Below are 21157 nucleotides of genomic sequence, written 5' to 3' on the forward strand. Positions count from 1 at the left end.
TCTTTTTCCCGTCAGACCACGCCAGCGCGCAGCATGTCATGCATATGTACCACACCGAGCAGCCGATCGTCATCGGCCACCAGCAGGGCGGTAATGTTTTTGTTTTGCATCAGATTCAGTGCATCCACAGCCAGCATATTCGGGCGCACGCGGATACCGCCACGCGTCATCACATCCTGAATACTGGCTGACTGAAAATTGATGCCCATATCAAATACGCGGCGTAAATCGCCGTCGGTGAAGATCCCTTCGATTTTCATCAGGTCGTCGACGATCACCGTCAGACCGAGGTTTTTACGCGTAATCTCCAGCAGGGCATCGCGCAGCGAAGCGTCGCGCGTCACATGCGGAATTTCATCGCCGCTGTGCATGATGTCGCTGACGTGCAGCAGCAGTTTCCGCCCCAGCGCGCCGCCCGGATGCGACAGGGCAAAATCTTCCGGCGTGAAGCCCCGCGCTTCCAGCAGCGCCACAGCCAGGGCGTCACCCATCACGAGGGTGGCGGTGGTACTGGAGGTGGGCGCGAGGCCAAGCGGGCAGGCCTCCTGCGGCACTTTCACGCATAAATGCACGTCCGCTGCGCGGCCCATCGCACTCTCCGGGCGGCTGGTCAGGCAGATCAGCCGGACTTTCTGACGCTTCAGCACCGGAATCAGCGCAAGAATTTCGCTGGATTCACCGCTGTTGGAGATAGCCAGCACCACATCGCTGGCGCTCACCATGCCGAGATCGCCATGGCTGGCTTCTCCCGGATGGACAAAAAATGCCGGGGTACCGGTGCTGGCAAACGTCGCCGCAATCTTTTTACCAATGTGCCCGGATTTGCCCATGCCCATCACGACCACTTTGCCACGACAGGCAAAAATCATCTCGCAGGCGCGGGTGAAGTCGGCGTTAATATACTGATCGAGCTGCTCCAGCCCTTCGCGTTCAATGCGCAGTACCGCTTTACCTGCCTGCTGAAAATCAAAATCCGGTTGCTGATGTGACATGGTCAGTCCGTCCTTAATAGCTTGCGAGAAGCGCCGGGCTGAGCCAGAGCCACAGCACCCACGCCATAAAACCACCTAACAGAAGCGTACCGGCAACGCGGCCGATACGGCGCTTGCGCAGCAGGCAGAGCAGGGCGAACAGTACGCTGACGCCCAGCATCACCCAGTAATCACGGGCAAAAGCCTGGGTGTCCACATCGCCCGGATGAAACAGCGCCGGCAGGCCCAGCACAATGGCCAGGTTAAAGATATTGGCCCCAATCAGATTCCCGATAGCGATATCATCTTCGCCTTTCAGTGCGCCCGCCAGCACGGTGGCCAGCTCCGGCAGGCTGGTGCCAACGGCAATCAGCGTCAGGCCCATCACCAGTTCACTGACGCCAAAGTAGTCGGCGAACACGGTCGCGTTGTCGATCACCATGCGCGTCGACATGGGCAGAATAATCAGTGCGACCGCCAGCCAGAGAAACGCCACGGTATTGCCGGTTTCGTCGCGTGGCAGTTCGGCCAGCTGTTCGCGCGTCAGCGTATCGTTGTTTTCGCGCTCCGCGCGGCGGGCAATGCGGATCGCCACCAGCAAATAACCGACGGCCAGCAGCAGCAGCGCGACCCCATCCAGCCGGCTCAGATGGTTATCCGCCAGCATGATTCCGCTGAGCAGTGAGACCAGCAGCATCAGCGGGAGTTCGCGCCGAATCAAATTGGAGTGTACGGTTAAGGGGTGCAGCAACGCTGCGCCGCCCAGAATTAACAGAATATTGGTAATGTTCGATCCCAGCGCCGTACCGACGGCTAAATCCATCTGGCCATGCTGGGCTGCCGAGAAAGAAACAATCAGTTCCGGTAACGATGTGCCAATGCTCACCACCGTCATGCCGATGATCAGCGGCGGAATACCGAAAGATCGACACAGGATCGCTGCGCTGAATACCAGACGGTCGGCACCATAGACCAGTAAAATCAATCCGATAAATAGCAGAGCAGTGGCTACGAACATGAAAAATCCTTGATGGATAACGGTGTCGGCGAACCTTGTCCGACAGGTAAAAACAGCGTGCGCGCGGAAACAGGCGCTGATTTTGACTGTCTGAGAGGCAAAAGTAAATTTTAAGGCCGTTTTCGCCACACCGGAGCGGTAAGTTTCTGTAAAACTATCGTGCATTGCGGTCTACCAGGCTACCATCCACGGCTTTACTAACGCGCTTTCCGCAGAAAGAGGTAATGATGATGCAGCAGCAAACGAATCTGGTTGAGGTTCGTGGCGTCAGTTTCACACGCGGCGATCGCACCATTTTCGACGATATTTCGCTGACGGTGCCGGCAGGCAAAGTCACGGCGATTATGGGGCCGTCCGGCATCGGCAAAACCACGCTGTTGCGCCTGATTGGCGGCCAGCTGCAGCCGGACAAAGGCGAGATCTGGTTTCGTGACCAGAACATCCCGACGCTGTCGCGCCGCAAACTCTATGACGTCCGTAAAAAAATGAGCATGCTGTTTCAGTCCGGCGCGCTGTTCACCGATCTGAACGTGTATGAGAATGTGGCCTGGCCGCTGCGGGAACACACCCGCCTGCCGCCGGAACTGCTGCACAGCACGGTGATGATGAAGCTGGAAGCGGTAGGGCTGCGCGGGGCAGCAAAGCTGATGCCTGCAGAACTGTCTGGCGGGATGGCACGCCGGGCGGCGCTGGCGCGCGCCATTGCGCTTGAGCCGGAGCTGATCATGTTCGACGAGCCCTTTGTGGGGCAGGACCCCATCACCATGGGCGTGCTGGTGAAGCTGATTGACGAGCTAAACCATTCGCTGGGCGTAACCTGTATCGTGGTTTCACACGATGTGCCGGAGGTCTTGAGCATTGCCGATCATGCCTATATCGTTGCCGGACAAAAAATTATTGCTCAGGGCAGCGCGCCGCAGCTGCGGGAAAATCCCGATCCGCGCGTGCGCCAGTTTATTGAGGGTCATGCGGATGGTCCGGTTCCGTTCCGTTTCGCCGCCGGGGATTACCTCAGCGATTTGACCCGCGCAGGGAGAACCTAAACTGATGTTGTTACAGGCGCTGGCGTCACTGGGACGTCAGGGAATAAACACCTGTGCCGCTTTTGGCCGCGCAGGGCTGATGCTGTTTCATGCGCTGGTGGGCAAACCGGCCTTCCGCCGGCACGCGCCGCTGCTGGTGAAGCAGCTGTACAGCGTGGGCGTGCTTTCGCTGCTGATTATCGTCGTCTCGGGTCTGTTTATTGGCATGGTGCTGGGCCTGCAGGGCTATCTGGTTCTCACCACGTACAGTGCTGAAACCAGCCTGGGCATGCTGGTGGCGCTGTCGCTGCTGCGTGAGCTGGGGCCGGTGGTGACCGCGCTGCTGTTTGCCGGCCGCGCCGGTTCTGCGCTGACGGCAGAGATTGGCCTGATGAAAGCCACGGAACAGCTCTCCAGCATGGAGATGATGGCGGTCGATCCGTTGCGCCGCGTAGTTTCACCACGCTTCTGGGCCGGCTTCATCAGCATGCCGCTGCTGGCGCTGATCTTTACCGCGGTCGGCATTGCCGGCGGTGCGCTGGTCGGGGTCGGCTGGAAGGGCATCGATCCCGGTTTCTTCTGGTCCGCCATGCAGAGCGCGGTGGATTTCCGTACCGATGTACTCAACTGCTTAATTAAAAGCGCGGTCTTTGCCGTCACGGTGACGTGGATTGCGCTGTTCAATGGCTATGACGCTATCCCGACCTCAGAAGGGATCAGCCGGGCAACGACGCGTACCGTAGTACATGCTTCGCTGGCAGTACTCGGTTTGGATTTTGTGCTGACAGCACTGATGTTTGGGAATTGATGCAATGCAAAGCAAGAAAAACGAAATCTGGGTTGGCGTGTTTATGCTGGCCGCGCTGGTGGCGCTGCTGTTCCTCAGCCTGCGCGTCGCCGACCTGAAATCACTGGGCACGGAACCGACGTGGAAGCTGTATGCCACTTTCGATAATATCGGCGGCCTGAAAGTCAGTTCGCCGGTCAAGATTGGTGGCGTGGTGATTGGACGCGTAACGGATATCGCCCTGGATGAGAAAACCCTCTCGCCGCGCGTCACCATGGCCATCAGCGATCAGTACGCCGACAAAATTCCGGATACCAGTTCACTGGCCATCCGCACGCAGGGCCTGCTGGGCGAGCAGTTTCTGGCGCTGAATCTGGGGTTTGACGATCCCGATCTCGGTTCTGCCATGCTGAAAGATGGCGGCACGCTGCGCGACACCAAATCCGCGCTGGTGCTGGAAGATCTGATCGGCCAGTTCCTTTACAAGAGCGGTGATAAGAAGGATGAGGATAAATCAGCCGGCGCGGAGCGCGCGCCTGCCCCTGCAGCTTCAGCTACTACGGAATAACCCAGAGAGGTAAAACACGATGTTTAAACGTTTTCTGATGATTGCGCTGCTGGCCATTGCGCCCCTGGCGGCAAACGCGGCCGGCGCAGACCAAAGCAATCCTTACAAGTTGATGAACGAAGCGGCGGAGAAAACCTTCACGCGTCTGAAAAACGAACAGCCGAAGATCAAGCAGAATCCAGACTACCTGCGTCAGATTGTGCGTGAGGAGCTGCTGCCGTACGTACAAATCAAATATGCGGGCGCGCTGGTGCTGGGGCGTTACTATCGTGAAGCCACGCCGGCCCAGCGCGATGCTTACTTTGCGGCGTTTGGTGACTATCTGGCGCAGGCTTACGGTCAGGCACTGGCGCTGTATCACGGTCAGACCTATCAGATTCAGCCGGAAAAGCCGCTGGGCGATGCCAATATTGTGGCGATTCGCGTCACCATCATCGACCCGAACGGCCGTCCGCCGGTGCGCCTGGATTTCCAGTGGCGTAAAAACAGCCAGAGCGGCAACTGGCAGGCCTACGATATGGTGGCAGAAGGCATCAGCATGATCACCACTAAACAGAATGAGTGGAGTGACCTGCTGCGCACCAAAGGCATTGATGGCCTGACGGCTCAGCTGAAAACCTATGCGGCCCAGCCTATTACACTGGATAAGCAGCAATAATGAGCGAACCGTTACGCTGGCAGCGCACTGCCAGCACGCTGGCGTTAAGCGGCAAACTGGATCGCGACACGCTGCTGTCGCTGTGGGAAGCGCGCGACACGGCAATGGCCGGGATAACCACCATTGATGTTGCCGCGCTGGACCGGGTGGACTCAGCCGGGCTGGCGCTGCTGGTGCACCTGCGTGAAATTGCGCGTGCGCAGGGCACTACGCCGCTGTTCACGGGCATCACTGATAAACTCCAGTCGCTGATTACGCTCTACAACCTGCAGCAGATTATTGTTTCTGCAGAAAAAAGCGCCTGATTCCCTGCAGGTACTGCGAAGCCCCTGATTTTTCCAGGGGCTTTTGCGTATTTAAGAGTCAGGCGCTTTCCTCTAAGATATCCGCCTTATTATTATCAAGTGAAGCAATGAGCGATGGAAAATAGTGAAGTTCAGGCCGTGCTGATGCAGGCGCTGCCCCTGGAAGAAGTACACGTACTCAGCAACGACGGTAGCCACTTTCAGGTGATTGCCGTAGGTGAGATGTTTGGCGAGCTGAGCCGTGTGAAGAAGCAGCAGGCTGTCTACGCGCCGCTGATGGAATACATTGCGGATAACCGTATTCATGCGGTGTCCATCAAGACTTATACCCCGGCTGAGTGGGCACGCGACCGTAAACTCAACGGTTTTTAAGTGCCGCTCTGGCGGTTTTATTGATAGATAATTGAGAGCCGTGTTAATGGACAAATTTCGTGTGCAAGGCCCCACCCGTTTAAGTGGTGAAGTGACCATTTCCGGGGCGAAAAATGCTGCGCTGCCGATTCTGTTTGCTGCCCTGCTGGCTGAAGAGCCGGTCGAGATTCAGAACGTGCCGAAGCTGCGTGATATCGATACCACCATGAAGCTGCTGAGCCTGCTGGGCGCGCGCATCGAGCGCAATGGTTCGGTTCACGTTGATGCCCGCGAAGTTAATGTCTTCAGTGCACCTTACGAACTGGTGAAAACCATGCGCGCGTCTATCTGGGCGCTGGGTCCGCTGGTGGCGCGTTTTGGCCAGGGTCAGGTTTCCCTGCCAGGCGGTTGTGCTATCGGTGCACGTCCCGTTGACCTGCATATCACCGGCCTTGAGCAGCTGGGTGCAGAGATCAAACTGGAAGAAGGTTACGTCAAAGCCTCTGTCAACGGCCGCCTGAAAGGCGCGCACATTGTCATGGACAAGGTGAGCGTTGGTGCCACTGTGACCATTATGAGCGCGGCGACGCTGGCGACCGGCACCACCATCATTGAGAACGCCGCGCGTGAGCCGGAAATTGTCGATACCGCGAATTTCCTCAACACGCTGGGCGCGAAGATCAGCGGTGCCGGTACGGACAAAATCACCATTGAAGGCGTTGAGCGTTTGGGGGGCGGCGTTTACCGCGTCCTGCCGGATCGTATCGAAACCGGGACCTTCCTGGTGGCCGGCGCGATTTCGCGTGGCAAAGTGGTGTGCCGCAATGCCCAGCCGGATACGCTGGACGCTGTGCTGGCGAAGCTGCGCGACGCCGGAGCAGAAATTGAAGTCGGCGAAGACTGGGTCAGCCTGGATATGCACGGTAAACGGCCGAAAGCGGTCAATGTCCGCACCGCACCGCATCCGGGCTTCCCGACCGATATGCAGGCACAGTTCACGCTGCTGAATCTGGTTGCAGAAGGCACGGGCGTGATCACCGAGACCATTTTCGAAAACCGCTTTATGCACATCCCGGAACTGATTCGTATGGGCGGGCATGCGGAAATCGAAAGCAACACGGCGATCTGTCACGGCGTGGATACGCTCTCCGGCGCGCAGGTGATGGCAACCGATCTGCGTGCCTCTGCCAGTCTGGTGCTGGCAGGCTGTATTGCCGAAGGCACTACGCTGGTAGACCGCATCTATCACATCGATCGTGGCTATGAGCACATCGAAGATAAGCTGAAAGCGCTGGGCGCGAACATCGAGCGCGTCACCGGCGAATAACCTGCGGCACTGAAGCAGACAGAAAAACCAGTCACGTTACCGTGGCTGGTTTTTTTTCGTCTCAGCGACGGGGTTTGATCTTTTTCAGATCCTGCGGGGATCGCATGCGCTTTTTACGATCCAGCAGCCGCTGCGTCACCGGATCAAAATAGCGGCTGGGCCAGATCTCGGAAGGGTGCAGCTCCAGTGCGCTGGCGATCAGCCACTCGCCCTTTGGCCACGGGCGGGTAAGCGCATTGGCCAGCGTGGATGAACTCAGGCCACACTGCCGCGACAGTGCTGCCATGGATGTGCCCCGCTTGCGCAGGGCAGCGATAATATCTGCCGGGTGCCAATCCTCTCTCCTTGCGTGCATAACTCTCTTCTCCATGTCCGTGTTATTACTGCATCTCTGTAACGCATGTTTTTCTGGCACAGAGACAACTGGAAAGAACCGGATTTTTATAGCAAATAATTTCCATAAGTTTCCAGTAATTGTTTTGGCAGCGCATGAAACTGCGTCGCCTTTCGCAAAAATCTGCAAACGGATGTAATCCATGAGAAGGGGGAAAGGAGAGGGGAAGCGGGGAAAAACGGGGCCATCAGGCCCCGCATACGGTATCAGAAGTCGCGCTGCACCGACATATGCGCCAGCGCTTCCAGCGCGCTGCGCCACGGTGTTTCCGGCAGCACCTGCAGAGCGGTAATGGCTTTATCCGCCTCTTCCTCGGCGCGCTTGCGCGTCCACTCCAGCGAACCGGTCTGCTGCATCGCTGCCAGCACCGGCTCCAGCAGATGGCGTCCGTTGCCCTCTTCGATGGCCTGGCGGATCATCTGCGCCTGTTCGGGCGTGCCGTGGTGCATCGCGTGCAGCAGCGGCAGCGTCGGTTTGCCTTCGCTGAGGTCGTCGCCGGTGTTTTTACCCAGCGTCTGCCCGTCGGCGCTGTAATCCAGCAGATCATCAATTAACTGGAAAGCGGTGCCAAGGTAACGCCCGTAATCCTGCAGCGCTTTTTCCTGCTCCGGCGTGGCCTCTGCCAGGATTGCAGACGCCTGCGAGGCCGCTTCAAACAGACGGGCGGTTTTACTGTAGATCACCCGCATGTAGCTCTCTTCAGTGATGTCAGGATCGTTGCAGTTCATCAGCTGCAGCACTTCTCCTTCCGCGATCACATTCACCGCTTCGGACATCAGCGCCAGGATCTTCAGCGATCCCATGCTGGTCATCATCTGAAACGCGCGGGTATAGATAAAATCTCCTACCAGCACGCTGGCGGCGTTGCCGAAGGCGGCGTTAGCAGTGGCTTTGCCACGGCGCATATCGGATTCATCCACCACGTCGTCATGCAGCAGCGTCGCCGTGTGGATAAATTCGATCAGCGCCGCATTGGTCACATGCAGCGATCCCTGATAATTCAGCGCGCGTGCCGACAGCACCGCGATCATCGGACGGATGCGTTTGCCGCCGCCGCTGATGATGTAATAGCCCAACTGGTTGATCAGTGAGACATCTGAATTCAGCTGGTCGAGGATGGTCTGGTTGACGGCCGCCATGTCCTGCGCGGTTAATTCGTTAATCTGTTCTAAGTTCATTCGTCTGTTCAGCTTTGACTCGTTTTTTGCATGGTAAGCGCTTTTACCCAGCGTGAGTTCAGGTAATCTGTTACTGATTGTACTTGAAAAATCGGGTTGAGAAACGATTGCATTCGTCCTGCGCTTTTTTTCTGCAAGAGAGTGCAAAGTGCACTTGTCTTCTGCTGGAGTTTTGCGTAGAATTCGCGCCCTATTGTGAATATTTATCGCGCCGCCTGATGAACAGAAAGGCATGCGCAGAAGCGGAGTTTTATATGTACGCGGTTTTCCAAAGTGGTGGTAAACAACACCGAGTAAGCGAAGGTCAGACCGTTCGCCTGGAAAAGCTGGACATCGCAACCGGTGAAACCATCGAGTTCGACCAGGTTCTGATGATTGCAAATGGCGAAGACGTGAAAATCGGCGCGCCACTGGTTTCAGGCGGTGTGATCAAAGCAGAAGTTGTTGCTCACGGTCGTGGCGAGAAAGTTAAAATCGTTAAGTTTCGTCGTCGTAAACACTACCGTAAGCAAGCTGGTCACCGTCAGTGGTTCACTGATGTGAAAATCACTGTGATCAGCGCGTAAGAGGAGATCTGACAAATGGCACACAAAAAGGCTGGTGGTTCGACTCGTAACGGTCGCGACTCCAACGCAAAACGTCTGGGCGTAAAGCGCTTCGGTGGTGAATCTGTTCTGGCAGGTAGCATCATCGTTCGTCAGCGTGGCACCAAATTCCACGCAGGTAACAACGTAGGTTGTGGTCGTGACCACACTCTGTTTGCTACCGCAGACGGCAAAGTAAAATTCGAAGTTAAAGGCCCGAACAACCGTAAATACATCAGCATCGTTGCTGAGTAAGGTTGTCGTGCCCCGGACGGTAACCGTCTGAACACACGAATGAAAGGCCCCGCAGCTTTGCGGGGCTTTTTACATTCTGCTGCAGGTGACGGCATTCCTTCTGACCCTGTGGCGCAGTTTGCTGTACAATTTATGTACATCTGGCCTTGCCAATCCTGTATTATCCGCCGCCGGTCAGCGCAGAAGACCCTGGCGGACCCGTTTGCTGCCTGCAGGCTGGCGCAAACGACAGCGTGACGGAGATAGAAAATGAAGTTTGTTGATGAAGCAACGATCCTGGTGGTTGCGGGTGATGGCGGCAACGGTTGCGTCAGCTTCCGCCGTGAAAAGTACATCCCGAAAGGGGGACCTGACGGCGGTGACGGCGGCGATGGCGGCGACGTATACCTGCTGGCGGATGAGAACCTTAACACCCTGATCGATTACCGCTTCGAAAAAGCGTTTCGCGCAGAGCGCGGGCAGAACGGCCAGAGCCGTGACTGTACCGGTAAGCGTGGCAAAGACGTGATTATTAAAGTGCCGGTCGGTACCCGCGTCATCGATCAGGGCACCGGCGAAACGCTGGGCGATATGACGCGCCATGAGCAGAAGCTGATGGTGGCGAAAGGTGGCTGGCACGGTCTGGGTAATACCCGCTTTAAGTCATCGGTAAACCGTACGCCGCGCCAGAAAACCATGGGCACGCCGGGCGAGAAGCGTGACCTGCAGCTGGAACTGATGCTGCTGGCTGACGTAGGCATGCTGGGGCTGCCAAACGCCGGTAAATCGACCTTTATCCGCGCAGTCTCGGCGGCCAAACCGAAGGTGGCAGACTATCCGTTTACCACGCTGGTACCCAGCCTGGGCGTTGTCCGTATGGACAGCGAAAAGAGCTTTGTGGTTGCCGACATTCCGGGCCTGATAGAAGGTGCCGCGGAAGGTGCGGGTCTGGGCATTCGCTTCCTGAAACATCTGGAGCGCTGCCGCGTGCTGCTGCACCTGATCGATATTGCGCCGATTGATGAGTCCGATCCGGTCGAAAACGCCCGCATCATTCTGGGCGAGCTGGAAAAATACAGCGACAAGCTGTTCCAGAAGCCACGCTGGCTGGTCTTCAATAAAACTGACCTGCTGAGTCCGGAAGAAGCGGAAAGCCGCGCGAAGGCAATTGCCGAAGCGCTGGGCTGGGAAGACAAATACTATCTGATCTCGGCCGCCAGCCGCGAAGGTGTCAACGCACTGTGCTGGGATGTGATGAGCTTTATCATTGCCAATCCGAAAGAAGCCGAGCAGGAAGAGAAGCAGCCGGAAAAAGTGGCCTTCATGTGGGATGACTATCACCGTGAAGCCATGGAAAATGCCCAGGAAGTGGAAGAAGACGATGACTGGGATGACGACTGGGACGATGAAGACGACGAAGGTGTCGAGATCATTTATCAGCGTTAATACAGACAGAAAACAGCGGCCTGCGGGCCGCTTTTTTTTGCCTGTAAAATCCGGGGTTGCCTGCTGACGCTTACGGGCGCAGCAGGGTAACCGTGCAGGCCCGTGCAGCCGTGCGCTTCGGCAGGCGTCACAGCGGCCAGGCTGGCAACCGGGTGTTATCCCAGCACGGCCACCGTCAGCCGGCAGCTGCAGCACAGCTGATCGCGACTGTTACGGATCTCTATCTGCCAGCTCTGCGTGCGCGCGCCCAGATGCAGCGGACGACAGAGGCCGCGTACCTCACCACTGCTGACTGCGCGATGATGACTGGCGCTGACCTCGATGCCCACCACGCTCTGGCCCTCTTCAACACACAGATAGCCGGCAACCGAGCCCATGGATTCCGCCAGCACCACGGAAGCCCCGCCGTGCAGCAGGCCAAAGGGTTGCTGCGTGCGTGCATCCACCGGCATAGTGGCTTCAAGCGACTCATCGCCAACATGCGTAAACCGGATCCCAAGATGGGAGACCAGCGAATGTTCGCTCAGCGCATTCAGCGCGTCAGGATCGAGCGTGCGTTTCCAGATTGTCATGCGTCAGGCTCCCAGCGTTGCGCCACCGTCTACCACAATATCCTGCAATACCACGTGGCTGGCGAGATCCGAGGCGAGAAACAGGATCGTGTTCACGATCTCCTGCGGCTGCGCGATCTTGCGCAGCGGAATGCCCAGCTTATATTGATCCGGAAAGCCATTGATCGTCGCCTGCTCGGCGTCCGCGGTGTGCCACAGGCTGCGCTGCATATCCGTGTCCGTTGAACCCGGCGAGACCAGATTACAGCGCACGCCACAGGGTGCCATTTCCAGCCCTACCGTCTGGCACAGGCTGCGCAGAGCCGCTTTGGACGCGCCGTAGGCTGACATTCCCAGACGCGGCGCATGGGCCGCGTTGGAGGCGACGGTCACGATTGCCCCGGCGCGCTGCTGACGAAAGCGCGGCAGCGTCTGCTGGAACAGGTTAAACGCGCCGCCCGCATTGACCGCCAGGCAGGCCTGCCAGTCAGCAAACGACAGCGTCTCGGTGCTGCCGGTTCGCAGAATACCGGCGGCATTCACCAGCACATCAAGACGTGGCTGTGCAGCCAGCAGGCGCTGACACACGCGCTGTACCGCGTCGGGGTCAGCCACGTCGAGCGTTTCCGTCACAAACGGGTAGGCTGCCTGATCAAAACAGCGATCGAACCCAATCACCTGCGCGCCCGCCTGCTGGAATGCGCAGGCCGTGTGGTAACCAATTCCTTTGCCTGCGCCTGTCACCCACACCGTTTTACCCTGAAAATCAAACACGGCACTCATCGGGCTGGCGTCCGTGACAGCAGTGACCACCAGCCATTGATGCTGGGATTTTTCGCCAGGCTGACAAAATCAATATCGCCGTGTACCTGACGCCAGCGCGCCGCCAGCGCCATGACGCGCACAGAATCAAGGCCGTAGTCGATCAGGTTCTCATCATCTTCCGGCACGTCGTCATCTTCCAGCAGCGGCAAAATCAGCGCCCGCAGCGCGTCTTTGCTGAGCGGCAGCGGCATGATGTCATCGGTCATCACCACTTTGCCGCTGCGACCGGCGGTATAGGTCAGGGCCATCATGTGCTCTTCACGGGTAAAATCAGCCAGCGCATCGGCCACCATAAACGGCTGAATGTCACGCATAAAGGCATCCGTGGCGGTGGTCAGGCAACCAATATGCGCATAGACCCCGGTAATGATCAGCTGATCGCGGCCCATCTCCTGCAGGATGGCCTCCAGCGGCGAACGCACAAAGGCACTGTAGCGCCATTTGGTCAGTACCTGATCGGCCTCATCCGGTGCCAGCGCCGCGATAATCTTTTGCTGTTCCGGGTGTTTATTCAGTCCCGGACCCCACATGTCATTCAGCAGTGCCCGATCGGCCTCGCTCTGCTGAGCAGGCTGGGCGGTATAGAACACCGGTATGCCCTGCGTTTTGCAGTACGCGCGCAGGCGCGCGATGTTCTCCACTACCTGATTGATCAGCGGGCTGTTTTCGCCCCAGAAATTCAGGAAGTAGGTTTGCATATCATGAATCAGCAGCGCGGCACGCTGCGGTACTACGCGCCATTGCACTTTGCTGACGGGCAGGTCGCTGGCAGCAGGCAGCGTATAAGCATTCAGTCTGGGAATAGCCATTCTTATCTCCGGTAAATCAGGCCTGCGCGGGGGAACCGGCAAGCTGCTGGCGCAAACGTTTTTTATCCACCTTACCCACCGGGGTGAGCGGCAGTGCGTCGGCGCAGGTAATACGATCAGGTAATTTAAATTCAGCAATGCCCAGCTCACGCAGGTGACGGCGCAGCAGCGCAGGCTTCACCGGCTGGCGGGCAACAATAAAGGCGCAGCTTTTCTCGCCCAGTAAGGGATCATCCATCGACACCAGCGCGGCATGAATCACATCCGGGTGGCGCAGCAGCAGGTTTTCGATCTCTTCCGCGGCGATCTTCTCCCCGCCGCGGTTGATCTGATCTTTCTCGCGGCCCTGCACGGTGATATAGCCACGCGCGTCAATCGACACCAGATCGCCGGAGCAGTAAAAGCCGGCAGCATCAAAACTGGCGGCGTTATGCGCCGGGCTGTTGTAGTAACCGCGAAAGGTATAAGGGCCGCGCGTCATCAGACGGCCGACCGCGCCGGCGGGCAGCGGATTACCCTGGGCGTCAGCGACCCACACCTCATCATCGTCAGAGATTGGCCGACCCTGTGTGGTAAGAATGGTGCGCGCGTCATCATCAAAACGGGTGTAGTTCACCAGGCCTTCTGCCATGCCGAAGACCTGCTGCAAGCGGCAGCCGAGGGTCTGCTGAAGGCGTGCGGCAAGGGTTTCGCCCAGCTTTGCACCACCAACCTGCATACGCTGCAGCGAGGCCAGTTGCTGATGATTGCCTTCTGCGTCAAGCGCCTGCAGCCAGAGACTGACCGCCGGCGGCACCAGGCCGGTATCCGTTACCTGGTGCTTTTCAATGAGCGGAAAACACCGCGTGGCGCTGGGGTCATCTGCCAGAATCACCTGACCGCCGGCATGAAACACGCCAAGCGCACCGGGTGAGCTCATGGCGAAGTTGTGCGGTGCGGGCAGGGCGATCAGATAACGTGTCGCGGCGCTGATGTGGCAGATGTCGTCACTGGCGCGCACGCTGTAGTAGTAATCATTGTGCGTGCGGGGGATCAGTTTTGGCGTGCCGGTACTGCCGCCGGAGAGCTGGAAAAAAGCCACTTCATCGGCCGCCGTGGGCGTCGCCTGAAACGCGCCGGCGTCTTCCGCCTGCAGCGCCTCCAGCGTCGTGTCCGGTGCCTTGCCATGGCGCAACACAACCTGTCGCAGCGCGGGCTGCGCGGTGCGCAGTTCATCGATAAACGTATCGCTGGCAAACAGCCCATGGCGGCGATCGGCAATCAGCAGCGCCGGTGCAATCTGCTGCGCATACGCCTGTAATTCGCTGCGCTGATGGCTGAAAAGGGCGTTGACCGGCACCACGCCCAGCTTAAACAGCGCAAACAGCGTGATATAAAAATCGGCCACGTTGCCCAGCTGCACCAGCGCGGTATCGCCGTTGCGCAGGCCGCGGCGTTGCAGGGCCGCAGCCAGGTTGTCGCTGCGCTGCGCCAGCTGGCGGTAGCTTAGCTGCAGATCGCCTTCAATGACGGCAATAGCGTCATTATTACGCTGCCGGTCAATAATCACGGTCATCGGGACATCAGTCCAGTAGCCTTTTGCCCGGTAGCGTGTGGCCAGCGCGTCCGGCCAGCGGGTATAGGGAATGCTCATGCCTGTTCCTTTATTGCAGTCCAAAAGCGCGCAACATGGTGTCCAGCTTTACGCCGGTTTCGCGCCATTCTGATTCGGGGTGGGAATCGGCAACGATACCCGCGCCGGCAAACAGCCGTACCCGGTTGCCCTGTACGGTGCCGCAGCGGATCGTCACGACCCATTCACCATTGCCTTCGCTGTCGCACCAGCCGACGATGCCGCCAAACAGCCGGCGATCGAAAGGTTCCAGCTGCTGAATCAGCTGGCAGGCGCGGGCGTGCGGGAAGCCGCTCAGCGCCGGGGTCGGATGCAGCAGGCAGGCCAGCGACAGGGCATTTTCCCGCGCATCCAGCACGTCTCCCTGAATCTGCGTTGCCAGATGCCACAGCGTGGCGGTGGTGAGCAGCGACGGCACGGCGGGCACCGACAGCAGACGGCTGCGGGGCTGCAGCGTAGCGCGCATCGCATCGGTGACCAGCTGATGTTCATGCCGGTCTTTGGCGGACTGCATCAGCGCTTCACCCGCGGCCCGATCCTGCTGCACATCCTGTGGATGACGACGCGCCGATCCGGCCAGCGGGCAGGTATGGAAATCACGTCCCTGCTTACGCACCAGCAACTCCGGGCTGGCACCCACCAGCGCGCCGCCTTCCGGCAGCGGCAGGTGGAAATGGTAGCTGTCCGGATTTTGTGCGATCACGCGCTGCATCAGCGCTGCGCTATCCACCGGCTGTTCAGTCACGATATCCAGCAGGCGCGACAGCACCACTTTTTGCGGATCGCCCTGCCGGATAGCGCTGACGGCATCGGCGACCATGCGCGTAAAGCCGGCGTGATCCGGCACGGCTGCCCGGCGGCGCACCTGCGGCAGCGGCTCAGCAGGTGAGGCCAGCGTGCGTTGCAAATCGGTGCGATGGAAGAGGTGATGGGATTCCGGGATAAACAGCGCTGCCGGCTGGCTGACGTCAAACGGAATTGCACCGGCCACAATCGGGTGGGCGATACCCTGTTTGCTGGCATCAGCAAAGTGGCGGCGCAGCTGTTGCTGAAACGCGCCCTGCGGCTGCGCGGCATCCTGCACCGGCGTATCGATGGTGGTATAGCATCCCTGCGTGGCCAGGCTGCGCCACGGCGAGGTAAACAAAAAGCCGCGGCATAGCGCAGAAAAATCCTGCAAGCAGGCATTTTCAAAGGTCGGGGTTTCCACCATAATCCTCTCTCTACAAATGATAAGTATAGTAAGAATGATTATCATTTTTATTATTGTCCTGTAACCTACGTCGATTAGCGGAAAGAGTCAATTCATTCGCGGGATTTTGGTTGCGTAACGGCGTCTGCCGGACGCCAGGATCTGACCGGTTAACCGTGAGCAGAGGAGAGAAGACGATGAAAAAAGGCGGATTGTGGGGCAGGGTGCTGCTGTTATGCCTGCTGATCAGCGGCACGGCGCAGGCCAGCAGCGCGTGGCCGCGCACGGTTGCCGGGGCGGGCGGTGACGTGACGCTCAGCCAGCCGCCGCAGCGGATCGTCTCTACCAGCGTCACGCTGACCGGCTCTCTGCTGGCGATTGACGCACCGGTTATTGCCTCTGGTGCCACCGCACCGAACAGCCGGCTGGCTGATGCGCAGGGATTCTTTCGCCAGTGGGGCGATATTGCCCGGCAGCGTCACGTGAAGCGTCTGTACATTGGCGAGCCAGGTGCGGAAGCGATCGCGGCAGAGGCGCCGGACCTGATTCTGGTCAGCGCCACCGGCAACGATTCGGCGCTGAAGCTGGCCAGCCAGCTGTCGGCGATTGCACCGACGCTGGTGGTGAACTACGACGATAAAAGCTGGCAGGAGGTGGTGACGCTGCTGGGACGCGTCACCGGTCACGAAGCGCAGGCTGCCCGGCGCATCAGTGAGTTTAACGCGCGTGAAGCGGCACTGAAGCAGGCGATAACGCTGCCGCCGCAGCCGGTCTCGGCGCTGGTCTGGAATGGCGAGGGCCGCGCGGTTAATGTCTGGACCGGTGAATCCGCGCAGGGCCGGCTGCTGGAACAGCTGGGATTTACCCTCGCGCTGCCGCCCGCTGATGCGCAGCAGGGACACAGCATGGGCCAGCGCAAAGACATTATTCAGCTGTCAGGCGAAAACCTCGCCAGCGATCTGACCGGCCACACTTTCCTGCTGTTCGCAGGCGATGACAACACCGCCCGTTCGGTGCTGAACAACCCGTTTTTTGCGCAGCATGCAGCGGTTACCGGCAGGCAGGTGTGGGCGCTGGGCACCGATACTTTCCGCCTGGATTACTACAGCGCCAGCAATCTCCTGACGCGGCTGGAAAAACTGTTCGTTAAACCGTTATGAGGACGGCAGGGCTGTCCGATAACGACGCAGCTGCCGCATCGTCAGCCACAGCAGGCCGCCTGTCAGCGCGGCGGTAAAGCCCGCGATGGCGGCCGCCTGTGGCGGCGCCAGCCAGCTGCCCAGCGCGCCCAGCAGCGCTGCACCGATGGCGTCACCGGTGACATTTTGTGCCGTCCACAGGCCGTTGATCCTGCCCAGCAGGTGATCGGGCGTCAGCTGCTGAATCATCGCGTATTGCACCAGGCTGTTGATGGCGCTGCAGTAGCCAAACGCGACCAGGCAGGCCAGCGCCAGACGCAAATCGGGCATCAGGCTGAACAGGCCCATGGCAAGAAAGGCGGCGATAGCGCTGCCCAGCAGCAGCTGACCGGGACGCGCAACCTGTTTCAGTTTACCGCTGGTCAGCGCACCGACTGCCGCACCCAGCGGCACAGCGGCATACAGCAGGCCGAGTTGTTCCGCACTGACTGACCAGCGCGGCGCCAGCGCCGGAAACAGCACGCGCACCGCGCTGATCAGCGTCACCAGCGCGCCCGTCAGCGCGACCATCCCCACCAGCGGACAGGCGAACAGAAACCGCACGCCAGCCGCCAGCGCCATCAGCGGAGGCTCGCGCGTCTGCGCCGGTGGCGGCAGCACCGGCAACCGCAGCAGGGTAAGCACCGTCAGCAGCGTACCCAGCGCTGCCAGCCCGTAATTCCACATGACGCCGCCGTGGGCGATGGCGACGCCCGCCAGCGCGGGCGAAAGAATCGAGCCGAAGCGCACGGCGAGCAGGGAAATGGCACCGGCCTGCAGCAGATTTTCACGCCCGACCAGCGCCGGGGTTGCGGCCAGCAGCGCGGTGACGCCCAGCGCGCCAAAAAAGCCATCCCACATCCCCAGCAGATAGATGGCGGGCAGTGAAGGCGCAGGCAGGGCAGCATTGACAGCCAGCGCGAGAAAACCGAGACCACAGGTGCTGCGGGCACACAAAATCAGCCTCTTCCGCTCATAGCGATCGGCCAGCACGCCGCCCAGCAGCAGCCCGATGAACATCGCCACGGCCGCGCCGGTGACCGCCAGCCCCACCCGCAGCGGCGAGTGTGTCAGCTGCTGAATCTGCACCGGCACCGCAACAGTCAGCATGCCCAGCGCCACAATCGAAATAAATCGCGCCACGAAGACTGCCCGAAACGCCGGATGCGTTCTGAGCAGGGAAAGATCAATAAAATGCGAGGAGAGCGTCATGGGGTTACCTGTCTGCACCAATTTTCCGCCTTGTCCGCGGCGCGAGTCATGGTAACATAACCAAACGCGAGTAATAACGATAACCAATATCATTATCAATTTAGCTGTGCGGCACCCGGCTGTGCAGTGCAGGTTCAAACGCGATGCGCCCGATATTTGCCTTAGCCGGCTCAGCCATACTGCTTATGCTTCTCACCTTACTCAGCCTGATGCTGGGGGCGAAACCGATACCGCCCGCCGAGGTGTACCAGGCGCTGACCAGCGGCTGCGCCCGCAGCACCTGCATTATCGTGCACGATGCGCGCCTGCCGCGCACCCTGGCCGGCTTGCTGGCCGGTGTGGCGCTGGGGCTGGCCGGCGCGCTGATGCAGAGCCTGACACGTAACCCGCTGGCCGATCCTGGCCTGCTTGGCGTCAATGCCGGTGCCGGTTTCGCCATTGTGCTTGGCATTGCGCTGTATGGCGCTGATACGCCGCTGGCATGGCTGGGGCTGGCGTTTTGTGGCGCGCTGCTGGCTTCGCTGTTGATCGGTCTGATCGGCGCGCTGGGTGGAGGCCGCGTTAACCCGGTGCGCTTAACCCTGGCGGGGGTGGCGCTGGCGGCGGTGCTGGAAGGATTGACATCTGGCCTGGCGCTGCTGAATCCGGATATTTACGATCACCTGCGTTTCTGGCAAAGCGGCTCGCTGGATCTGCGCGGCTTTACCGCACTGAGCACGCTGTGGCCTGCGGTGCTGGCGGGAAGTATCGTCGCGCTGAGCCTCGCGCAGGGGCTGAACAGCCTGAGCATGGGCGGTGACATGGCGGCCGCGCTGGGTACGCACGTCAGGCGCACGCAGCTGCTGGGACTGCTGGCAATTGCCCTGTTAAGTGGAGCGGCCACGGCCGTCACCGGGCCGATTGCCTTTGTCGGGCTGATGACACCGCACATTGCCCGCTGGCTGGCCGGCAACGATCACCGCTGGCGGTTACCGCTGACCGCGCTGATCACCCCGGTGCTACTGCTGACAGCCGATATTCTGGGGCGCGTGCTGGTAACCGGCGAACTGCGCGTTTCGATTGTCACCGCCATTCTTGGCGCTCCGCTGTTGATCGTGCTGGTGCGCCGTACCTTCGGGCGGCAGGCCGTATGACGCGCCGCATCGGGTTGCACGGCAGCTGGCTGGTGCTGGCCTGTATGCTGTTTGCCGGGCTGGCGCTGACGCGCGGCGCCTTACCGCTCAGCGCAGAACAGCTGTGGCAGGTGTTGTGCGGTGGCGGTGCGGCAAATGTGCGGCTCATCGTGCTGGAGTGGCGTCTGCCGCGCGTGCTGATGGCGTTACTGATCGGCGCGGCGCTCGGGGTCAGCGGCGCCATTTTTCAGTCGCTGCTGCGTAATCCGCTGGGTAGCCCGGATATTCTCGGTTTCAACACCGGTGCCTATAGCGGCGTGCTGGCGGCGCTGGTGCTGTTCAGCCAGAACATGGCGGCAATTACCGGCGCAGCGCTCACCGGCGGGCTGACCACCGCCGCGCTGGTGTACCTGCTTGCCTGGCGCAACGGCGTGCAGACGTTTCGTCTGATTATGGTCGGTATCAGCGTGCGTGCGCTGCTGATGGCGCTTAATAGCTGGCTGATTATCAGCGCGTCGCTGGATGCGGCGCTTAGCGCCGGTCTGTGGAGCGCCGGATCGCTCAACGGAATCAGCTGGGCGAAAACCCCGCCGGTCATCGCCGTGCTGCTGGCTTCGCTGCTACTGGTGGCGCTGGCAGCGCGCCGTATGCGGCTGCTGGCGATGGGAGAGGATATTGCCTGCGCGCTGGGTGTGCCGGTGGAGCGCAGCCGGCTATGGCTGATGCTGGCAGGGGTACTGCTGACGGCGGCGTCCACCGCGCTGGCCGGGCCTATCTCTTTTGTGGCGCTGCTGGCACCGCAGATAGCCCGGCGGCTGAGCGGCGGTGAAAAAGGGGCTCTGACGCTGGCCGCGCTGTGCGGCGCGCTGCTGCTGCTGGCTGCCGACTATGCCGCGCAGCATCTGTTTCTGCCTTATCAGGTGCCGGCTGGCGTCATCACCGTCAGCCTGGGCGGACTTTATCTGATTACGTTACTGGTGCGGGAGGCACGACGCCCATGACAGAGATCGCTTCCCGGCTGCGCGGCACCGGGCTGACGCTGGGTTATGATAAAAAAGTAGTGGCGGAAAATCTGTCGGTGACCATCCCGGCGGGTGAACTGACGGTGATTATCGGGCCCAACGCCTGCGGAAAATCCACGCTGCTGCGTGCACTCAGCCGGCTGCAAACGCCGCTGAAAGGCGAGGTACTGCTGGACGGGGAAGCCATTGCCCGCTATCCCACCAAAGAGGTGGCGCGCCGCCTGGGGCTGCTGCCGCAAAGCGCGGGCACCCCCGCTGGCATCAGCGTCAGCGAACTGGTGGCGCGCGGGCGGTATCCGCATCAGTCGCTGTTTGGCCGCTGGCGTGCGGAAGATGAAGCCGCCGTGCAGCAGGCGATGCAGGCAACCGGCGTGGCCGATCTGGCGCAGCAGGCGGTGGATACGCTGTCCGGCGGTCAGCGGCAGCGCGTGTGGATTGCCATGGTGCTGGCGCAGCAGACGCCGCTGCTGCTGCTGGATGAGCCAACCACCTGGCTGGATATCACGCACCAGATTGAGCTGCTGGAGCTGATGCAAACCCTCAACCAGCAGCATGGCCGGACGCTGGTGGTGGTGCTGCACGACCTCAATCACGCCTGCCGTTATGCAACCCATCTTATTGCCATGCGCGACGGCAGCATCATCGCCGAAGGGAAACCGGCGCAGATTGTCACCCCCGCGCTGATCGAACAGGTATACGGTTTACGCTGCGTTATCGTCGACGATCCGGTGGCGCATACGCCGATGATTGTGCCGCTGGGCCGGGGCCGGTAACGCCTCCGCCTGCAGCGGGCGGGGAAAG

General features: G+C 60.0%; 24 protein-coding genes. 14 read left to right on the plus strand and 10 right to left on the minus strand.

Features of this window, described 5'->3' with window-relative positions:
- Positions 1-11 precede the first annotated feature (11 nt).
- Positions 12-992, minus strand: a complete 981-nt coding sequence (gene kdsD / locus D8B20_RS01985; protein WP_145886656.1) for an arabinose-5-phosphate isomerase KdsD — start codon at positions 990-992, stop codon at positions 12-14.
- Between the two features lie 13 nt (positions 993-1005).
- A complete protein-coding gene (locus D8B20_RS01990; protein WP_145886658.1) occupies positions 1006-1989 on the minus strand; it encodes a calcium/sodium antiporter in 984 nt (327 codons plus the stop codon).
- Between the two features lie 227 nt (positions 1990-2216).
- Between D8B20_RS01990 and mlaF the strand changes: the two genes are divergently transcribed.
- The 7 genes from mlaF to murA all read left to right on the plus strand — a co-directional run bounded on the left by mlaF (position 2217) and on the right by murA (position 7007).
- Positions 2217-3032, plus strand: a complete 816-nt coding sequence (gene mlaF, locus D8B20_RS01995) for a phospholipid ABC transporter ATP-binding protein MlaF (protein ID WP_145890342.1) — start codon at positions 2217-2219, stop codon at positions 3030-3032.
- 4 nt (positions 3033-3036) lie between these two features.
- The gene (gene mlaE, locus D8B20_RS02000; RefSeq protein WP_145886660.1) at positions 3037-3819 is read left to right on the plus strand and encodes a lipid asymmetry maintenance ABC transporter permease subunit MlaE; all 783 of its coding nucleotides are present in this window, start codon (positions 3037-3039) and stop codon (positions 3817-3819) included.
- Positions 3820-3823: 4 nt separating this feature from the next.
- Positions 3824-4366 (plus strand): outer membrane lipid asymmetry maintenance protein MlaD, encoded by a 543-nt coding sequence (mlaD, locus tag D8B20_RS02005; RefSeq protein WP_145886662.1) that lies wholly within the window; start codon positions 3824-3826, stop codon positions 4364-4366.
- 19 nt (positions 4367-4385) lie between these two features.
- Positions 4386-5024: a phospholipid-binding protein MlaC gene (mlaC, locus tag D8B20_RS02010; protein ID WP_145886664.1), complete on the plus strand. Its 639-nt coding sequence runs from the start codon at positions 4386-4388 to the stop codon at positions 5022-5024.
- The gene (gene mlaB / locus D8B20_RS02015) at positions 5024-5329 is read left to right on the plus strand and encodes a lipid asymmetry maintenance protein MlaB (RefSeq protein ID WP_145886666.1); all 306 of its coding nucleotides are present in this window, start codon (positions 5024-5026) and stop codon (positions 5327-5329) included. Before mlaC ends, mlaB begins: the two co-directional genes overlap by 1 nt.
- A 114-nt stretch (positions 5330-5443) precedes the next feature.
- Positions 5444-5701 (plus strand): BolA family iron metabolism protein IbaG, encoded by a 258-nt coding sequence (gene ibaG, locus D8B20_RS02020; protein ID WP_007886637.1) that lies wholly within the window; start codon positions 5444-5446, stop codon positions 5699-5701.
- Positions 5702-5747: 46 nt separating this feature from the next.
- The gene (gene murA, locus D8B20_RS02025) at positions 5748-7007 is read left to right on the plus strand and encodes a UDP-N-acetylglucosamine 1-carboxyvinyltransferase (RefSeq protein ID WP_145886668.1); all 1260 of its coding nucleotides are present in this window, start codon (positions 5748-5750) and stop codon (positions 7005-7007) included.
- 61 nt (positions 7008-7068) lie between these two features.
- Here the strand turns inward: murA and D8B20_RS02030 are convergent, their stop codons facing one another.
- Together D8B20_RS02030 and ispB are read right to left on the minus strand one after the other, a co-directional pair.
- Entirely contained in the window at positions 7069-7362 is a 294-nt protein-coding gene (locus D8B20_RS02030) for a helix-turn-helix domain-containing protein (RefSeq protein ID WP_145886670.1), read from the minus strand.
- 245 nt (positions 7363-7607) lie between these two features.
- A complete protein-coding gene (gene ispB / locus D8B20_RS02035; RefSeq protein WP_145886672.1) occupies positions 7608-8579 on the minus strand; it encodes an octaprenyl diphosphate synthase in 972 nt (323 codons plus the stop codon).
- A 254-nt stretch (positions 8580-8833) separates the two neighbouring features.
- On the opposite strand from ispB, the gene rplU reads away from it, so the two are divergent.
- From rplU to cgtA, 3 genes are all read left to right on the plus strand, one after another.
- Positions 8834-9145 (plus strand): 50S ribosomal protein L21, encoded by a 312-nt coding sequence (gene rplU, locus D8B20_RS02040; RefSeq protein ID WP_145886674.1) that lies wholly within the window; start codon positions 8834-8836, stop codon positions 9143-9145.
- A 15-nt stretch (positions 9146-9160) separates the two neighbouring features.
- Positions 9161-9418 carry a 50S ribosomal protein L27 gene (gene rpmA, locus D8B20_RS02045; protein WP_006121751.1) on the plus strand — a complete coding sequence of 86 codons (258 nt, stop codon included), beginning with the start codon at positions 9161-9163 and terminating at the stop codon, positions 9416-9418.
- 249 nt (positions 9419-9667) lie between these two features.
- The gene (gene cgtA / locus D8B20_RS02050; RefSeq protein ID WP_145886676.1) at positions 9668-10843 is read left to right on the plus strand and encodes an Obg family GTPase CgtA; all 1176 of its coding nucleotides are present in this window, start codon (positions 9668-9670) and stop codon (positions 10841-10843) included.
- A 155-nt stretch (positions 10844-10998) separates the two neighbouring features.
- Here cgtA and D8B20_RS02055 read toward each other — a convergent pair whose 3' ends face one another.
- Genes D8B20_RS02055 through D8B20_RS02075 form a run of 5 tightly spaced genes read right to left on the minus strand, consistent with a single transcriptional unit; the run spans position 10999 to position 15853 of the window.
- Positions 10999-11415: a hotdog fold thioesterase gene (locus D8B20_RS02055; protein WP_145886678.1), complete on the minus strand. Its 417-nt coding sequence runs from the start codon at positions 11413-11415 to the stop codon at positions 10999-11001.
- 3 nt (positions 11416-11418) lie between these two features.
- A complete protein-coding gene (gene dhbA, locus D8B20_RS02060; RefSeq protein WP_145886680.1) occupies positions 11419-12177 on the minus strand; it encodes a 2,3-dihydro-2,3-dihydroxybenzoate dehydrogenase in 759 nt (252 codons plus the stop codon).
- Positions 12174-13028, minus strand: coding sequence for an isochorismatase family protein (locus D8B20_RS02065; RefSeq protein ID WP_145886682.1), 855 nt, complete (start codon positions 13026-13028; stop codon positions 12174-12176). Before D8B20_RS02065 ends, dhbA begins: the two co-directional genes overlap by 4 nt.
- 16 nt (positions 13029-13044) lie before the next feature.
- On the minus strand, positions 13045-14661 hold the full coding sequence (locus D8B20_RS02070; protein ID WP_145886684.1) for a (2,3-dihydroxybenzoyl)adenylate synthase: 1617 nt from the start codon (positions 14659-14661) through the stop codon (positions 13045-13047).
- Positions 14662-14671: 10 nt separating this feature from the next.
- Positions 14672-15853: an isochorismate synthase gene (locus tag D8B20_RS02075; RefSeq protein ID WP_145886686.1), complete on the minus strand. Its 1182-nt coding sequence runs from the start codon at positions 15851-15853 to the stop codon at positions 14672-14674.
- A gap of 176 nt (positions 15854-16029) precedes the next feature.
- Here D8B20_RS02075 and fepB point away from each other — a divergent pair, with 176 nt between their 5' ends.
- The gene (gene fepB, locus D8B20_RS02080; RefSeq protein ID WP_145886688.1) at positions 16030-16992 is read left to right on the plus strand and encodes a Fe2+-enterobactin ABC transporter substrate-binding protein; all 963 of its coding nucleotides are present in this window, start codon (positions 16030-16032) and stop codon (positions 16990-16992) included.
- Here the strand turns inward: fepB and entS are convergent.
- Positions 16987-18222, minus strand: coding sequence for an enterobactin transporter EntS (entS, locus tag D8B20_RS02085; RefSeq protein WP_145886690.1), 1236 nt, complete (start codon positions 18220-18222; stop codon positions 16987-16989). The two genes, fepB and entS, sit on opposite strands and share 6 nt — an antisense overlap.
- Positions 18223-18365: 143 nt before the next feature.
- Between entS and fepD the strand changes: the two genes are divergently transcribed.
- The 3 genes from fepD to D8B20_RS02100 are packed head-to-tail and all read left to right on the plus strand — an operon-like array spanning position 18366 to position 21129.
- On the plus strand, positions 18366-19355 hold the full coding sequence (gene fepD, locus D8B20_RS02090) for a Fe(3+)-siderophore ABC transporter permease (protein WP_145886692.1): 990 nt from the start codon (positions 18366-18368) through the stop codon (positions 19353-19355).
- On the plus strand, positions 19352-20335 hold the full coding sequence (gene fepG / locus D8B20_RS02095) for an iron-enterobactin ABC transporter permease (protein WP_145886693.1): 984 nt from the start codon (positions 19352-19354) through the stop codon (positions 20333-20335). The genes fepD and fepG overlap by 4 nt, the downstream gene beginning before the upstream one ends.
- Entirely contained in the window at positions 20332-21129 is a 798-nt protein-coding gene (locus D8B20_RS02100; protein ID WP_145886695.1) for an ATP-binding cassette domain-containing protein, read from the plus strand. The genes fepG and D8B20_RS02100 overlap by 4 nt, the downstream gene beginning before the upstream one ends.
- Positions 21130-21157 lie beyond the last annotated feature (28 nt).

Origin of the sequence: Candidatus Pantoea soli (assembly GCF_007833795.1) — a bacterium.
Classification (GTDB): domain Bacteria; phylum Pseudomonadota; class Gammaproteobacteria; order Enterobacterales; family Enterobacteriaceae; genus Pantoea; species Pantoea soli.

What these genes read in the sequence shown, in the direction of transcription:
- kdsD (WP_145886656.1), bottom strand. Translation starts at nt 992, where the DNA reads ATGTCACATCAGCAACCGGATTTTGATTTTCAGCAGGCAGGTAAAGCG.
- D8B20_RS01990 (WP_145886658.1), bottom strand. Translation starts at nt 1,989, where the DNA reads ATGTTCGTAGCCACTGCTCTGCTATTTATCGGATTGATTTTACTGGTC.
- mlaF (WP_145890342.1), top strand. Translation starts at nt 2,217, where the DNA reads ATGATGCAGCAGCAAACGAATCTGGTTGAGGTTCGTGGCGTCAGTTTC.
- mlaE (WP_145886660.1), top strand. Translation starts at nt 3,037, where the DNA reads ATGTTGTTACAGGCGCTGGCGTCACTGGGACGTCAGGGAATAAACACC.
- mlaD (WP_145886662.1), top strand. Translation starts at nt 3,824, where the DNA reads ATGCAAAGCAAGAAAAACGAAATCTGGGTTGGCGTGTTTATGCTGGCC.
- mlaC (WP_145886664.1), top strand. Translation starts at nt 4,386, where the DNA reads ATGTTTAAACGTTTTCTGATGATTGCGCTGCTGGCCATTGCGCCCCTG.
- mlaB (WP_145886666.1), top strand. Translation starts at nt 5,024, where the DNA reads ATGAGCGAACCGTTACGCTGGCAGCGCACTGCCAGCACGCTGGCGTTA.
- ibaG (WP_007886637.1), top strand. Translation starts at nt 5,444, where the DNA reads ATGGAAAATAGTGAAGTTCAGGCCGTGCTGATGCAGGCGCTGCCCCTG.
- murA (WP_145886668.1), top strand. Translation starts at nt 5,748, where the DNA reads ATGGACAAATTTCGTGTGCAAGGCCCCACCCGTTTAAGTGGTGAAGTG.
- D8B20_RS02030 (WP_145886670.1), bottom strand. Translation starts at nt 7,362, where the DNA reads ATGCACGCAAGGAGAGAGGATTGGCACCCGGCAGATATTATCGCTGCC.
- ispB (WP_145886672.1), bottom strand. Translation starts at nt 8,579, where the DNA reads ATGAACTTAGAACAGATTAACGAATTAACCGCGCAGGACATGGCGGCC.
- rplU (WP_145886674.1), top strand. Translation starts at nt 8,834, where the DNA reads ATGTACGCGGTTTTCCAAAGTGGTGGTAAACAACACCGAGTAAGCGAA.
- rpmA (WP_006121751.1), top strand. Translation starts at nt 9,161, where the DNA reads ATGGCACACAAAAAGGCTGGTGGTTCGACTCGTAACGGTCGCGACTCC.
- cgtA (WP_145886676.1), top strand. Translation starts at nt 9,668, where the DNA reads ATGAAGTTTGTTGATGAAGCAACGATCCTGGTGGTTGCGGGTGATGGC.
- D8B20_RS02055 (WP_145886678.1), bottom strand. Translation starts at nt 11,415, where the DNA reads ATGACAATCTGGAAACGCACGCTCGATCCTGACGCGCTGAATGCGCTG.
- dhbA (WP_145886680.1), bottom strand. Translation starts at nt 12,177, where the DNA reads ATGAGTGCCGTGTTTGATTTTCAGGGTAAAACGGTGTGGGTGACAGGC.
- D8B20_RS02065 (WP_145886682.1), bottom strand. Translation starts at nt 13,028, where the DNA reads ATGGCTATTCCCAGACTGAATGCTTATACGCTGCCTGCTGCCAGCGAC.
- D8B20_RS02070 (WP_145886684.1), bottom strand. Translation starts at nt 14,661, where the DNA reads ATGAGCATTCCCTATACCCGCTGGCCGGACGCGCTGGCCACACGCTAC.
- D8B20_RS02075 (WP_145886686.1), bottom strand. Translation starts at nt 15,853, where the DNA reads ATGGTGGAAACCCCGACCTTTGAAAATGCCTGCTTGCAGGATTTTTCT.
- fepB (WP_145886688.1), top strand. Translation starts at nt 16,030, where the DNA reads ATGAAAAAAGGCGGATTGTGGGGCAGGGTGCTGCTGTTATGCCTGCTG.
- entS (WP_145886690.1), bottom strand. Translation starts at nt 18,222, where the DNA reads ATGACGCTCTCCTCGCATTTTATTGATCTTTCCCTGCTCAGAACGCAT.
- fepD (WP_145886692.1), top strand. Translation starts at nt 18,366, where the DNA reads ATGCGCCCGATATTTGCCTTAGCCGGCTCAGCCATACTGCTTATGCTT.
- fepG (WP_145886693.1), top strand. Translation starts at nt 19,352, where the DNA reads ATGACGCGCCGCATCGGGTTGCACGGCAGCTGGCTGGTGCTGGCCTGT.
- D8B20_RS02100 (WP_145886695.1), top strand. Translation starts at nt 20,332, where the DNA reads ATGACAGAGATCGCTTCCCGGCTGCGCGGCACCGGGCTGACGCTGGGT.